The sequence below is a fragment of the Micromonospora sp. LZ34 genome (assembly GCF_052981855.1).
In genome coordinates this window covers 240,200-252,534 of record NZ_JBRIQN010000005.1, presented here as the reverse complement: position 1 = coordinate 252,534, position 12,335 = coordinate 240,200, and the positions used below count along the sequence as shown (strand labels likewise).

General features: G+C 74.5%; 11 protein-coding genes. 6 read left to right on the top strand and 5 right to left on the bottom strand.

Translation table 11 applies throughout. The features are described 5' to 3' along the window. Positions 1–46 precede the first annotated feature (46 nt). The 4 genes from thyX to ACVCAH_RS08815 all read left to right on the top strand — a co-directional run bounded on the left by thyX (position 47) and on the right by ACVCAH_RS08815 (position 5,242). Positions 47–790, top strand: a complete 744-nt coding sequence (gene thyX / locus ACVCAH_RS08830; RefSeq protein WP_447135616.1) for an FAD-dependent thymidylate synthase — start codon at positions 47–49, stop codon at positions 788–790. A 47-nt stretch (positions 791–837) separates the two neighbouring features. Next, complete coding sequence (gene dapA, locus ACVCAH_RS08825) at positions 838–1,764, top strand: 4-hydroxy-tetrahydrodipicolinate synthase (protein ID WP_447135553.1); 927 nt, start codon at positions 838–840, stop codon at positions 1,762–1,764. A gap of 52 nt (positions 1,765–1,816) precedes the next feature. Beyond that, positions 1,817–3,505: a ribonuclease J gene (locus ACVCAH_RS08820; RefSeq protein ID WP_447135552.1), complete on the top strand. Its 1,689-nt coding sequence runs from the start codon at positions 1,817–1,819 to the stop codon at positions 3,503–3,505. 174 nt (positions 3,506–3,679) lie between these two features. After that, positions 3,680–5,242, top strand: a complete 1,563-nt coding sequence (locus ACVCAH_RS08815; protein ID WP_447135551.1) for a S1 family peptidase — start codon at positions 3,680–3,682, stop codon at positions 5,240–5,242. Between the two features lie 93 nt (positions 5,243–5,335). Here the strand turns inward: ACVCAH_RS08815 and ACVCAH_RS08810 are convergent, their stop codons facing one another. The 3 genes from ACVCAH_RS08810 to ACVCAH_RS08800 all read right to left on the bottom strand — a co-directional run bounded on the left by ACVCAH_RS08810 (position 5,336) and on the right by ACVCAH_RS08800 (position 8,572). After that, on the bottom strand, positions 5,336–6,382 hold the full coding sequence (locus ACVCAH_RS08810; RefSeq protein ID WP_447135550.1) for an LPXTG cell wall anchor domain-containing protein: 1,047 nt from the start codon (positions 6,380–6,382) through the stop codon (positions 5,336–5,338). A gap of 124 nt (positions 6,383–6,506) precedes the next feature. After that, on the bottom strand, positions 6,507–8,096 hold the full coding sequence (locus ACVCAH_RS08805; RefSeq protein WP_447135549.1) for a YbjN domain-containing protein: 1,590 nt from the start codon (positions 8,094–8,096) through the stop codon (positions 6,507–6,509). Further along, positions 8,093–8,572, bottom strand: a complete 480-nt coding sequence (locus tag ACVCAH_RS08800; RefSeq protein WP_447135548.1) for a YbjN domain-containing protein — start codon at positions 8,570–8,572, stop codon at positions 8,093–8,095. Before ACVCAH_RS08800 ends, ACVCAH_RS08805 begins: the two co-directional genes overlap by 4 nt. 113 nt (positions 8,573–8,685) lie before the next feature. On the opposite strand from ACVCAH_RS08800, the gene ACVCAH_RS08795 reads away from it, so the two are divergent. Both ACVCAH_RS08795 and ACVCAH_RS08790 read left to right on the top strand, forming a co-directional pair. Then, positions 8,686–11,142 carry a DNA translocase FtsK gene (locus ACVCAH_RS08795; protein ID WP_447135547.1) on the top strand — a complete coding sequence of 819 codons (2,457 nt, stop codon included), beginning with the start codon at positions 8,686–8,688 and terminating at the stop codon, positions 11,140–11,142. Further along, positions 11,135–11,524 (top strand): VOC family protein, encoded by a 390-nt coding sequence (locus ACVCAH_RS08790; protein ID WP_447135546.1) that lies wholly within the window; start codon positions 11,135–11,137, stop codon positions 11,522–11,524. Before ACVCAH_RS08795 ends, ACVCAH_RS08790 begins: the two co-directional genes overlap by 8 nt. A gap of 97 nt (positions 11,525–11,621) precedes the next feature. Here the strand turns inward: ACVCAH_RS08790 and ACVCAH_RS08785 are convergent, their stop codons facing one another. Both ACVCAH_RS08785 and ACVCAH_RS08780 read right to left on the bottom strand, forming a co-directional pair. Beyond that, positions 11,622–11,867 carry a hypothetical protein gene (locus tag ACVCAH_RS08785; RefSeq protein WP_447135545.1) on the bottom strand — a complete coding sequence of 82 codons (246 nt, stop codon included), beginning with the start codon at positions 11,865–11,867 and terminating at the stop codon, positions 11,622–11,624. 92 nt (positions 11,868–11,959) lie between these two features. Continuing rightward, positions 11,960–12,274: a DMT family transporter gene (locus ACVCAH_RS08780; protein ID WP_447135544.1), complete on the bottom strand. Its 315-nt coding sequence runs from the start codon at positions 12,272–12,274 to the stop codon at positions 11,960–11,962. Positions 12,275–12,335: the final 61 nt, after the last annotated feature.

Genomic DNA, 12,335 nt, shown 5'->3' with positions numbered 1-12,335 from the left:
TTGGGCGGGGCGGGGCCCCGCCACTACAGTCCGAGGAATGCCGGACATGGTGCAGCCCCAGGTGAAGCTCGTCGCGTGGACCCACTTCGAGGCGCCGGACGACGTGCCGTGGTCGACCGACGCCGACGGCGGCCAGGCCCTCGCCGAGTTCGCCGGGCGGGCCTGCTACCAGAGCTGGAAGAAGCCGAACCCGGCCACCGCCACCAACGCCGGCTACCTGGCGCACATCCTGGAGGTCGGGCACCTCTCGGTGCTGGAGCACGGCTCGGTGAGCTTCTACTTTACCGGGGTGTCCCGGTCGTTCACCCACGAGCTGATCCGGCACCGGCACTTCTCGTACTCCCAGCTGTCCCAGCGGTACGTGCCGGAGCGGGACGCCGCCATGGTCGAGCCGGCGGTGATCGCCGAGGACCCGGAGCTGCACAAGAGGTTCGTCGAGGCGGCCGAGGCGAGCGTGCGGGCGTACAACGAGTTGCTGGAGGGGCTGGAGCGACGCTTCGCCGACGTGGAGAACGCCACCCTGCGGCGCAAGCAGGCCCGGCAGGCCGCCCGCGCGGTGCTGCCCAACGCCACCGAGACCCGGATCGTGGTCACCGGCAACTACCGGGCCTGGCGGCACTTCATCGCGATGCGCGCCACCGAGCACGCCGACGTGGAGATCCGCGAGCTGGCGGTGGAGTGCCTGCGCCAGTTGCAGCGGGTCGCGCCGAACGTCTTCGCCGACTTCGTCATCTCGACCCTGCCGGACGGCACCGAGGTGGCGGCGAGCCCGCACGCCGAGCTGTCCTGAGCCCTTCCCCGGCGGGCGCCCGCTGCTCGTCCGCTAGGTTGGATGGCATGACGCACGACCACCCTGACACCCTCGACCGGGCGGTGTCCCGCCCGTTCGGGCGAGTGCTCACGGCCATGGTGACCCCGTTCACCGCCGACGGCTCGCTCGACCTCGACGGCGCCGCGCGGCTGGCGAACCACCTGGTCGACAAGCAGGGCAACGACGCGCTGGTGGTCAACGGCACCACCGGCGAGTCGCCGACCACCACCGACGCGGAGAAGGAGCGCCTGATCCGGGTCGTGGTGGAGGCCGTCGGCGACCGGGCCAAGGTGGTGGCCGGGGTGGGCACCAACGACACCCGGCACACCATCGAGCTGGCCGCCGCCGCCGAGAAGGCCGGCGCGAACGGCCTGCTGGTGGTGACGCCGTACTACAACAAGCCGCCGCAGAGCGGCCTGCTGCGCCACTTCACCGCCGTCGCGGACGCCACCGGCCTGCCGATGATGCTCTACGACATCCCGCACCGCGCGGGCGTGCCGATCGCCACCGAGACGATGGTGCGCCTCGCCGAGCACGGCCGGATCGTCGCGGTCAAGGACGCCAAGGGCGACCTGACCGCCACGAGTTGGGTGACCAGCCGCACCAACCTCGCCTTCTACAGCGGCGAGGACTCGCTCACCCTGCCCGCGCTGGCCGTCGGCGCCGTCGGCGTGGTCGGCACCTCGACCCACTTCACCGGCGCGCTGACCAAGCGGATGATCGAGGCGTACGACGCGGGGGACACCCGTACGGCGCTGGAGCTGCACCGGCGGCTGCTGCCGCTGTACACCGGCATCTTCCGCACCCAGGGCGTGATCCTGGTGAAGGCGGGTCTCGCGGCCAAGGGCCTGCCCGCCGGCCCGGTCCGCCCGCCGCTGGTGGACGCCACCGACGACGAACTCGCCCAGCTGCGCGCGGACTGCGCGGCGGCGGGCCTGGAACTACCCGAATGACCGAACGACACGACGGACGCCGGATGACGGCGTCGCAGAATGAGGTGGACGCGTGACCGAGGCGCACATCGCGGCGGAACTTCCCCCGCCGCTGCCGGAGGGTGGACTGCGGATCATCCCGCTCGGCGGGCTCGGCGCCATCGGTCGGAACATGACCGTCTTCGAGTACGACGGCAAGCTGCTGATCGTCGACTGCGGAGTGCTGTTCCCGGACGTGGAGCAGCCCGGCGTCGACCTGATCCTGCCCGACTTCGGCCCGATCCTGGACCGGCTCGCCGACGTGCAGGCGATCGTGCTCACCCACGGCCACGAGGACCACATCGGCGCGGTGCCCTACCTGCTCGCCCACAAGCCGGACATCCCGCTGGTCGGCTCGCAGTTCACCCTCGCCCTGGTCGAGGCGAAGCTCGCCGAGCGGCGGATCCAGCCGTACACGCTGACCGTGCGGGAGGGCGGCCGGGAGCGGCTCGGCCCGTTCGAGTGCGAGTTCTTCGCGGTGAACCACTCGATCCCGGACGCGCTCGCGGTGGCCATCCGCACCCCGGCCGGCCTGGTGCTGCACACCGGCGACTTCAAGATGGACCAGCTCCCGCTGGACGGCCGGATCACCGACCTGGCCGGGTTCGCCCGCCTCGGTGCCGAGGGCGTGGACCTGCTGCTCTCCGACTCCACCAACGCGGAGATCCCCGGCTTCGTCACCCCGGAGCGGGAGATCGGGCCGGTGCTCGACTCGATCTTCGCCAAGGCCACCGGCCGGATCATCGTGGCCTCGTTCGCCTCGCACGTGCACCGGGTGCAGCAGGTCTTCGACTCCGCCGCCGAGCACGGCCGCAAGGTCGCGCTGATCGGCCGGTCCATGGTCCGCAACATGGGCATCGCCCGCGACCTGGGGCTGCTCAACATCCCGGCCGGCCTGGTCATCGGGATCGAGGAGGCGACCACGCTGCCGCCGGAGCAGATCGTGCTGATGTCCACCGGCTCGCAGGGCGAGCCGATGAGCGCGCTGGGCCGGATGGCCAGCGGCGACCACCGGCACATCACCATCGCCCCCGGCGACACCGTCGTGCTCGCCTCCTCGCTGGTGCCCGGAAACGAGACCTCGGTCTACCGGGTGATCAACCGGCTGGCCCGGGCCGGGGCGGTGGTGGTGCACAAGGACGTGGCCAAGGTGCACGTCTCCGGCCACGCGCCCGCCGGTGAGCTGCTCTACCTGCTCAACGTGGTCCGGCCCAGCAACCTGATGCCGGTGCACGGCGAGTGGCGCCACCTGCGCGCGCACGCCCGGCTCGGCATCGAGTCCGGGGTGGCGGCGGACCGGGTGGTGCTCTGCGAGGACGGCGACGTGGTCGACCTGGTCGAGGGGCGGGCCAGCCTGGTCGGGCACGTGAAGAGCCGCTACGTCTACGTCGACGGCCTCGCCGTCGGCGACGTCAGCGAGTCGCTGCTCACCGAGCGGCGGATCCTCGGCGACGGCGGCTTCATCGCCACCACCGTGGTGGTCGACTCGGTCACCGGCAAGGTGGTCGGCGGCCCGACCCTCTCCGCGAAGGGCTTCTCCGAGGACCCGGAGGCGTTCAACCCGGTGATCCCGCTGGTCACCGAGGCGCTGAACCGGGCCGCGGCGGACGGCATCACCGACCCGCACCAGCTCCAGCAGATCGTCCGGCGCACCGTGGGGCGGTGGGTCAACGACGCGTACCGTCGGCGGCCGATGATCGTCCCCACCGTCGTCGAGGTCTGAGCCGTACGCTCCGGCGCCCGTCCGCACCCCGCGTGCGGGCGGGCGCCGTCGGCGTTAACGGCGCGATCCGTCCCCATGGAATAGTTTTCGATCGATTGTTCAACCGTCCGTCGCCCGCTTCCGTACTCCGTCCCAGGCAGGCGTACCCCGCGCCGGCCGGGAGGAGCGTGGCGGATGGACCGCAGACGGATGACAGCCATCGGCGTCCTGGTGGCGACGGCGGGAGCGGCGGCGGCGGTGACCCTGCCGGCGCTGGCCGGGGAGGGCACCGCCCCACCGGCCGACCGGACGGGCGATGCGGCGGCCACCGCCGGGGTCGCCCCGGAGGTGGTCGACGCGATGCGCCGCGACCTGTCGCTCAGCCCGGAGCAGGTGGTCGACCGGCTGCGCAGCGAACGCCGGGCCGCCGGCGCGGTGGCCCGGCTCCGCGCCGAACTCGGCACCGACTACGGCGGCAGCTGGCTCAGCGCGGACGGCCGCCAGCTGACCGTGGCGGTCGCCGATCCGGCCGGGGCCGACCGGGTGCGCGCCGCCGGTGCGGTGCCGAAGCAGGTGGCCCGGGGCGTCGGCGAGCTGGACGCGGTCAAGCGCCGGCTGGACCGGGCCGGCGGCCAGGCCAGCCCGGACGTGGCCGGCTGGTACGTCGACGTGGCCGACAACAGCGTGGTGGTGCTCGCCCAGCCGGGGGCCGAGGCGGCCGGCCGGCGGTTCGCCGCGGCGAGCGGGGCACCGGCGGGGGCGGTCCGGGTGCGGACCGCAGCCGAGGCGCCCCGCCTGCTGTTCGACGTACGCGGCGGGGACGCGTACTTCATCAACAACGCCGGCCGCTGCTCGGTCGGCTTCTCGGTGGTCGGCGGATTCGTCACCGCCGGACACTGCGGCCGGCCGGGGGACCGCACCACCGGATCGAACCGGGTCGCCCAGGGCACCTTCCGCGCCTCGTCCTTCCCCGGTGACGACTGGGCGTTCGTCGAGGTGAACGACGACTGGACGCCGCAGGGCGTGGTGAACGACTTCAACGGCGGCACGGTGCCGGTGGCCGGCTCGCAGGAGGCGCCGATCGGGGCGTCGATCTGCCGGTCCGGCTCGACGACCGGCACCCGCTGCGGGGTGATCCAGGCCCGCAACGCCACGGTCAACTACCCGGAGGGCACGGTCACCGGGCTGACCCTCACCAACGTCTGTGCCGAGCCGGGCGACTCGGGCGGCGCCTGGCTCTCCGGCGACCAGGCGCAGGGCGTCACCTCCGGTGGCTCCGGCGACTGCACCCGGGGCGGGGTCACCTTCTTCCAGCCGGTCAACGAGATCCTCGCCGCCAACCGGCTGACCCTGGTCACCGCCGACGGCGGCGAGGCGCCGGCACCCACCGCGCCGGCCGAGCCGCCGGCCGCCAGCACCCCGCCGCCGCCCCCGCCGGCCGACGGGGGCGCCGACTGCACCGGCCAGGTCACCCGCACCGGCTCCTTGGCCGTCGGGCGGACCCAGACCCAGCCGGACGGCCGCTGGTTCCGCGCCCCGGCCGGCCCGCAGCGGGCCTGCCTGGACGCCCCGGACGGGGCCGGGTTCGCGCTCACCCTCCAGCGTTGGACCGGCGCCGGCTGGCGGACCGTGGCCCGTGCCGACGCCGACGGGGAGGCGGGCCGGTTGACGGTGGACGGCCCGGCCGGGGCCTACCGCTACCGGGTGACCGCGCTGCGCGGCTCCGGCGACTACACCCTGGCGTTCTCCGCCGGCTGACCGGCGTGACACCCGAGCGGGCCGGCCGCCGACATCCCCGTGCATGTCGGCGACCGGCCCGGGCCGGGGTACGGCGTCCGGTGACGCCGCCGGTCAGCTCCGCCGGAGGCGGCGGCGGAGCAGCAGCAGCCCCGCCCCGAGGGCCAGCAGCGCCGCGCCGACCAGGGCGTACGTGCCGCCGGCCGGGCCGGTGCGGGGCAGCTGCCCCGGCTCCTCGGCCGGTGCCGTCGGGGTCGGCGTGCCGGTCGGGTCGGCCGACGGCGGGGTGGTGGCGCCGCCCCCCACGCCACCGGCCAACCGCAGGGTGACCGAGGTGTCCTTGTTCGTGTACCGGTCGACCGGGGCCAGGTACAGCCGGACCGTGCGCTCGCCGCCACGGACCGTCAGGCGCACCCGGAAGGTGTCCGTGGCGCCCGCCCTGAGCGTCCCGGGCCGCAGGAGTTCGCAGCCCACGCCGGCCATCCGGCCGCTCTCCGAGCACGCCGGGGCGGTCACCCGCACGCCATCGGGGGTGGTGACGTTCAGCGAGTAGCCGCCGATGGCGAAGCTGCCGGTGTTCGTCACCCGGACCGTCACCGTGGCCGCCCCGCCGTCGACCTGGCCGGCGGTGGCGCGCAGCCGCAGCGACGTCCGGTCCGGCCAGTTGACCCGGAACTCGGCGGACCGATCGGTGGCGCCGCTGGCCTCCTGGCCGGCGACCGTGCCCCACGCGGCGACGCCGAAGACCGGCTCGGCCGCCGTCGACGTCACCGTCAGCCGGTAGGTGCGGCTGCCGCCGGCCGCCAGCTCGGCGCCGGCGCAGCGGTAGGCGCGGGGCTCCGGGGCGGCCGCGCAGTCCCCGCCCGACGTCAGCTCCACTCCGGAGGGCAGGTGCAGCACGAAGTAGCCCTTCGCCGGTGCCGTTCCCCGGTTGGTGACGGTGACGGCCAGGGGCCCCGCGGGCCGCCACGGATCGCCGCCGAGGAAGACGAGGTCGCCCCGGGCGGAGATGACCGGCGCCTCGTCCAGGGGCGGCGCGGTCCCCGCCCCCGGGTTCGGTGCGGGGGCGTGGGCCGTGGCGGCGGGCGGGCAGAGGGTGGACAGGGCCAGCAGGGCGGTAGCGGCGGTGGCGACGGTGCCGGTGCGGTGGAGGCGGGTCATCGTGGACTCCCAGGGGTCAGCGCGGTTGACGGGGGAGTCACTCCTGCGCCGGCGATCGGGTTGCGCTGCTGTCGGATGGCGGTCGGTGGACGTCGTCATCGCAACCGGCGAAGCCGTTCGCGCGTCAGGGCAGCTCGGCGACCGCCTCGGCGTACCCGACGCCGGTGCGCACGGCCGCGTCCAGCAGCACGGCGAGCTGGGCCGGTGCCACCCCGTGCGCCAGGTCGGTGCTGACGTCGCCGGCCAGCGCCAGCTCACCGCCGAGATCGTGCACGTACGCCTTCGGCAGCAGCCGGTCGTGGTTCCAGGCGTTGCAGAACGCGTACGCCTCGGCGAGCCGGCCGGCCGGCAGCCGGCGCGCCGCGACCACCCGCACATGCAGGATCTCCCCGCGCTCTCCGGCCTGCCGGAACTGGATCACCGCCGCGCCCCACCGGCCGACCACCGTGCCGCCGTCGTCCACCTGGTAGTGGTCACCCCGCCGGTCCAGCGCGGCCATGATCATGGCCTGGGTCAGCGGCGCCGGTTCCAGCTCCGCCGGCCCGGCGTCGTCGTCGAGCGGGTCGTCGAGGTCGTCCGGCGCGTCGTCGACGGGCAGCGGAACCGGGGCGGCCAGCGGCCGCTCGGCCAGCCAGGAGGCGATCCGGCCGGACTGGTGGCCGGTGCCGTTGCGGGCGTCGAAGCTGCCGGCCAGCCGGGTGGCGGTGCCGAGCAGGGTGTGCCCCAGCGTCTCGACGTCCAGCTCGGCGGCCGGCCGCGGCCCGGCGGCGGGGCGGTGCAGCGTCCGGCCGCCCAGCCCCGCCTCGACGGCGAGTGCGCAGACCAGCGCCCCGGCGGCGGCGAACTCCATCGCGGACAGGTCGTCGGCCGGGCGGTCCAGCCGGGGCAACTGCTCGGCGAGGATGTCCAGCCCCCGGCCGAGGTGCCCGCCCAGCGCGCAGAACCGCAGGTGCGCCGAGAGGTACGGGAAGGCGGCGGGTTCCCGCCGGTGCCGCCGGTACGCCCGCACGTGCGCCTGCCCGGCCTGCTCCGGCTCCCCGGCCCGCAGCCAGGGCAGCAGTGCCGCGGCGAGTGCCCGCTCCGGCTGCTCGGTGCAGGCGACCGGGCCGTCGAGCGGGGCCCGCAGCGCGTCCAGCGCGGCCCGCCAGTCGCCCCAGCCGGCGAGCAGCTCGGCCCGGCGGGCCGGGGCGCAGCCGGGGCAGCCGTCGGCCGGCCCGGGCGCGGCGGCCGCCCACCGGTCGTACCACCGGCGGGCGGTGGGCTCGTCGCCCAGGTGGTCGGCGATCCGGCAGCGCAGCTCCGCGACCACCGCGGCGTCCCCGTCCGCGGGAGCCGTCCGGGCGGCCAGGTCGTCCAGCATGGACCGGGCCTGGTCCAGCCCGATCCGGGGCGTGCCGAGCAGCGCCTCCACCGCGTAGCGCTGGTAGCGCAGCAGCAGCTCGGCGTCGGCCGCCGGGAGCAGGTCAGGCTGGCGGTCGACGGCGGCCAGGCAGCGGCGCACCGGTTCCACCAGCCGCCACCGCTCCCCGTCCAGCAGGTACGCCTCGACCAGCGCGAACCGGGCGGCCACCGCCGTCCGGTCGGCCCCGGCCGCGTCCGCGTGCGCGGCGATCCGTTCCAGCTCGGCGGTCCGGGCCTCGCCGTCGGGCAGGTCCCCGGCGTCGACGAGCGCGTCGGCCAGCGCAGGGTCGGCCGGGCCGGGTGGCTCGCTCATGGCACCACCGCGCCGGGCAGCCGGTGTACCTCGGCGGCGAGCTGGCAGCCGGTGGCGATGCCGCAGTCGAGCAACTGGTCCAGCTGGTGCGGGGTGACGCCGCGTTCCAGATCGGCGATCACCTCGCCGCAGATTCGGGCCCGGCCGTCGTCCTCCACGTGCACGAATGCCTTGGGCCAGAGCCGGTCGTGGTTCCAGCCGTTGCAGAACGCGTACAGCGCGGGGACGTGCTCGATGGAGAAGGTGGGGGCGGCGACGGTGCGGACCTGGAGCAACTCCCCGGCGGGGCCCAGGCGTAGGAACCAGATCAGGCTGTCGTCCCAGCGGCCGACCAGGTCGCCGTCCGGGTCGCGCTGGACGACGTAGCCCCGGCTGGCCAGCACCGCGGCGATCAGCTCACCGGTCAAAGGTCGCAGTTCCCGGGGATGTCCGGCCAGGGGGCCGTCCGGACCGTCCTCGATTTCCGGCGACGCCATGGGGCATCCCTTCAGAGGCGAATATCACGGCGGACGGCGAGGTCCGTGCTGCGACGCGCGGACACGACCCGGAAAAGCGGCGATCTGCCGGGTCACGCCGTTAAGTTGATGCTATGGCGGGCCGTACCTCTCAGGCGAGCCGGCGGCGCGGCGCGTCGCCGCGCGGCACAACGAACAGCCGTGCCCGCCAACCGGCGAAGAAGACCCGCGCGCCCGCCCGGCGCCGCACCGCGGCCGCCCGTCCGGGTCCGGCGGTCTACGTCGGCCGGGCCGTCGGTGCACTGTGGATGGGGCTGGCGCACGGCGTCGGCTGGGCGGTGCGCGCGGCCGGCCGGCAGGCCGCCACGGCCCGGGACCTCGATCCCGAGCACCGTCGCGACGGCGCCGGCCTGCTGGTCTTCGGGCTCGCCCTGCTCAGCGCGGTGGGGATCTGGTTCTCCGCGGCCGGCCCGGTCGGCGAGCGGGTGGCCGACACGGTCCGGCTCTTCCTCGGCGCGATCGCCATCGTGGTCCCGGTGCTGCTGATGATCGGCGCCTGGCGGCTGATGCGGCAGCCGGTCGACCCGGAGCACCGCGGTCGCGGGCTGGTCGGCTGGGGCTCGCTGCTGGTGGCCACGGCCGCGCTGCTGCACATCGGGCAGGAGCCGGTCGACGAGGTCCAGCGCGACTTCGCCGGCGGGCTGGTCGGCGCCGGGGTGGGCAGCCTGCTGGAGCGGGCGGTCACCGCCTGGGTCGCGGTGCCGCTGCTGATCCTGCTGCTGGTCTTCGGCCTGCTGGTGGTCACCGCCACGCCGATCAACAAGATCCCCGAGCGGCTCGGGCTGCTGGCCGGCGCGGTGACCGGCGCGCCCGCCGCCGAGGACGCGGCGGAGGAGACCGAGGCCCGCGCCGCGCCCGCCCGCAGGCGTTCCGCGAAGCGGATGCCGCCGGTGGACCCGGACGACTTCGACGACCTCGACGACGGCGTGGACCTGCAGGACACCATCGTGCTGCCGCGCAAGGCGCCGGCCAAGGTGCCGGCGACCCGCAAGCCGGTCGAGCCGCCGGAGCACTCGCCCGCGCCCACCCGGGCCGAGCAGTTGGCGCTGACCGGGCTGGCCGGCGACTACACGCTGCCGCCGGCGAACATGCTCAGCAGCGGCGCGGCCCCGAAGAAGCGGAGCAAGGCGAACGACGAGGTGATCGCCGCGCTCACCGGCGTCTTCGAGCAGTTCGACGTGGACGCCGCGGTCACCGGCTTCACCCGCGGCCCGACCGTCACCCGCTACGAGGTCGAGCTGGGCCACGGCGTGAAGGTCGAGCGGATCACCCAGCTCTCCCGCAACATCGCGTACGCGGTGAAGTCGCCGGACGTGCGGATCCTGAGCCCGATCCCGGGCAAGAGCGCGGTCGGCGTGGAGATCCCGAACACCGACCCGGAGAACGTCGCGCTCGGCGACGTGCTGCGCTCGCGGGCCGCCACCAGCGACCACCACCCGATGGTGGTCGCGCTCGGCAAGGACATCGAGGGCGGCTACGTGGTGGCCAACCTGGCCAAGATGCCGCACATCCTGATCGCCGGCGCCACCGGCGCGGGCAAGTCCTCCTGCCTGAACTCGCTGCTGGTGTCGATCCTCACCCGGGCCACCCCGGACGAGGTGCGGCTGCTGCTGGTCGACCCGAAGCGCGTCGAGATGACCGGCTACGAGGGCATCCCGCACCTGGTCACCCCGATCGTGACCAACGCGAAGAAGGCGGCCGACTCGCTGGAGTGGGTCGTCCGCGAGATGGACATGCGCTACGACGACCTCGCCGCCAACGGGGTCCGGCACATCGACGACTTCAACCGCAAGGTGCGCAACGGCGAGATCAAGGCACCGCCGGGCAGCGAGCGGGAGCTGCGGCCGTACCCGTACCTGCTGGTGATCGTGGACGAGCTGGCCGACCTGATGATGGTCGCCCCGCGCGACGTGGAGGACTCGATCGTCCGGATCACCCAGCTGGCCCGGGCCGCCGGCATCCACCTGGTGCTGGCCACCCAGCGCCCGTCGGTGGACGTGGTCACCGGCCTGATCAAGGCGAACGTGCCGTCCCGGCTCGCGTTCGCCACCTCCTCGCTGGCCGACAGCCGGGTCATCCTCGACCAGCCGGGGGCGGAGAAGCTGCTCGGCCGGGGAGACGGGCTGTTCCTGCCGATGGGCGCCTCGAAGCCCATCCGGATCCAGGGCGCCTGGGTCACCGAGCGCGAGATCGCCGACGTGGTGAAGTTCTGCAAGGACCAGCGCGAGCCGGAGTTCCGCCCGGACGTGCTGACCGTCGCGCAGGACAGCAAGAAGAAGATCGACGAGGACATCGGCGACGACCTCGACCTGTTGGTGCAGGCGATCGAACTGGTGGTCACCTCGCAGTTCGGCTCGACCTCGATGCTGCAGCGCAAGCTGCGGGTCGGCTTCGCCAAGGCGGGCCGGCTGATGGACCTGATGGAGACCCGGGGCGTGGTCGGGCCGTCCGAGGGTTCCAAGGCCCGCGATGTGCTGGTCAAGCCGGACGAGCTGGAGGAGGTCCTGGCCGGCCTGCGCGGCGGTGAGTGACCCGCTGGCGGAGGAGCTGTTTCCGATCCTCACCGCCGCGGACCTGCCGGCCGCCCTCGGCTTCTACCGGGACCTGCTCGGCGGGACGGTCAGCTACCGCTTCCCCGACACGGGCGAGCCGGAGTACGTCTCGCTGAGCTTCGGCGCCGGTCAGCTCGGCATCGGGCGCCAGGCGGAGCCGGGGCCGCCGCCCGACGACCGGGTCGCGCTCTGGGTGTACGTACGAAACTGCGACGCCGCGGTCGACCGGCTGCGCGCGGCCGGGGTGACCGTGCTGGCGGAACCGGCGGCGCAGCCCTGGGGTGAGCGGATGGCGGTCGTCCGCGACCCCGACGGCCACCGGGTGATCGTCGCCGACCGGGGCGTCGCCGACGCCGGCTGAGCCGGTGAGCGCCGGGGCGTACCCGGCCGACCCTCAGGAAGACACGGACGGGCCCGCCGGGGTGCGGCGGGCCCGTCGCGTCGGGGGAGCGGTGCGGTCAGTTGTTGACGATCGCGGCCACCAGCACGAGGCCGATCACCGCGCCGACCACGCTGGCGACGGCGGCGTACCAGCCGAGCGGCTTGTCGCCGAGCACCGCGCCGACCACGCCGAGGATGACGCCGAGGATGCCGAAGATGATCGGGTTGAGCAGGAGCGCGAGAACCGCGAACACGAAGCCCAGGATGGTGCAGATGCGGGCGGCGTTGCTGCGCGGGCGGGCGGTGCTGTGCATGTCGGCCATATCTGCCTCCGTCGGTGAGAGCCTGCGATGCCAGCCGATCACTACCCACTGTGGGCGTTCGGCACGCCTCGGGCACTTCGGCGCGCCGGAACTCAGTGGAAGATCTTCAGCCCGACCACGCCGGCGATGACCAGCCCCAGGCAGGCGATCCGGGGCAGGCTGGCCGGTTCGTTCAGCGCCAGCATCCCGACCAGGGCGGTGCCGGCCGCGCCGATGCCGACCCAGATCGCGTAGCCGGTGCCGACCGGGATCTCGCGCAGCGCGTACGCCAGCCCGAGCATGCTGAGCACCAGAGCGACGACGAAGACCAGCGACGGGACGAGGCGGGTGAAGCCCGCGCTGCGGTCCAGGGCCACCGCCCAGGCCGTCTCCAGCAGTCCGGAGATGACTAGCACGATCCAGGCCATCGAAGTGCACCTCACCGGGTCCGCCCGGACCGTCGGGGGCCGGGACGAGTCGAGTCTGTAC